At 45.2% G+C, this 1,734-nt stretch carries 2 protein-coding genes; one reads left to right on the top strand and one right to left on the bottom strand.

What is annotated here, in order from left to right:
* Positions 1 to 518 (bottom strand): glycogen/starch/alpha-glucan phosphorylase (locus ACR0QE_RS13395; protein ID WP_432628832.1); only part of this gene is annotated, 518 nt, incomplete at its 3' end.
* Positions 519 to 665: 147 nt separating this feature from the next.
* Between ACR0QE_RS13395 and ACR0QE_RS13400 the strand changes: the two genes are divergently transcribed.
* Positions 666 to 1,562: an AraC family transcriptional regulator gene (locus ACR0QE_RS13400; protein WP_432628833.1), complete on the top strand. Its 897-nt coding sequence runs from the start codon at positions 666 to 668 to the stop codon at positions 1,560 to 1,562.
* Positions 1,563 to 1,734: the final 172 nt, after the last annotated feature.

A 1,734-nucleotide genomic window follows, 5' to 3' on the forward strand; every position in this document is an offset into this window, starting at 1 on the left:
CGGGACTGTACGGTAAATCCGCCAAACTGTACCGGATATGTGATGTCTGTCTTGGTCAGCCAGCTCTCATCTGTGATCCATGGGTTTGGAGTCTCTTTCTGTAAGTTATGATCAAATACCTGCTTGAATAATCCGTAATGGTAGTTCAGACCTACGCCGTCACCGTTTAATCCGAGTGTAGCGATCGAATCAACGAAACATGCTGCCAGACGTCCAAGTCCGCCGTTTCCAAGTGAAGGCTCAAGCTCGATTTCCTCGATCTCAGCAAGGCTCTTGCCGGATGCCTCAAGCTCGCTTCTCACCTGCTCGTAGATACCGAGGTTGATCAGGTTGTTGGAAAGAAGCTTTCCGATCAGAAACTCTGCGGAAATGTAATATAACTTTTTCTTTCCTTCGTTACTTACTTTGTCTTCTGCCATCTGCTTGGTCATTTCAAGCAAAGCGATATAAATTTCTTCGTTACTGCATTTTTCAATTGTCTTGTTGTACTTTCTTGATACAGCCTTTGATAATGTCATTGTTGTTCTCCTCCAACACAATACGTTTGTTTGTATGATCCTAGTATACGCGCTGCACATCACATAATCTTGTCATATTCACCACAAAAGTGTTACTATTCTATCATTTTTCTTTACTTGAGGGGATATATCTGCTATGCTTGCAGTATGAATATATTAAAGTATGAAAATTATCATGAAAATGTAACACACGCAGATATCATCTTTCCGTACAACACGTACCTCTGCTCGATTCCGCTTGATTTTCCAATGGTTCCTCTGCACTGGCACGACGAGGTGGAACTTGTCTATATCAAGAAGGGGCGCGGCAATCTCACGGTGGATTTCACGGAGTATCCGGTGAGTGGTCCAAGTATGGTACTTATCTTGCCCGGACAGCTTCACTCGATCTATCAGGAGCCGGGAGAAAGCATGGAGTATGAGAATATTATTTTTCACCCGAACATGCTGCTCCCACGCCAGAATGATGTGACCGCAACGGATTTTTTACTGCCGCTTCTGCACGGAACGCTCAATGTACCGACGCTGTACACGCCGCAGGATCCTTATTACGATGAGATTATTGCCGGGATTGATGCATGTGACGAGATCTCCAAAACAAAACCAAGAGGGTTTGAGCTTTATATCAAAAGCCAGCTCTACCTCTTCTTCTATATGTTAAGCAGCCGCTGTCACGATGCGAATCGCACCAAAAACAGTAACCGCAAAACGCTCGATAAGATGAAGATTATTCTGAAATACATTGAGAACCACTACATGGATAAGATTACGATCGCCCAGATTGCTTCCGAAGTGCAATTCTCGGAATCGCATTTTATGCGCTACTTTAAGGAGACAATGGGCACAACATTTACGGATTATCTGAAGGATTACCGCCTGACGATGGCTGCCAGACTTCTGACGACCTCTGACTCTACGGTTCTTGCGATTGCGGAGGAGACGGGATTTGAGAATCTGTCGTATTTCAACCGCTCCTTCAAGAAAAAATATGCCCTCACACCGCGCCAGTTCCGCGCGATGGAGGGCTTCGCTCCGGGTAATTAGGATAGTAGAAATTCTGCGATTCGGGCTCCGGTGCTGGAATCGTCTCTCAGCGACAGGTTCCTAAAACAGACACTAGTTATCCAAAATCAAGGATTTGCGAAAAATATCTGCCGTGCTCTTTTCATGATTTCTGTCCGCTCAAGCTTAGACAGTGGGACTCCGAATGTTCGCC

Origin of the sequence: Brotaphodocola sp., from assembly GCF_050873065.1 — a bacterium.
GTDB lineage: Bacteria > Bacillota > Clostridia > Lachnospirales > Lachnospiraceae > Brotaphodocola.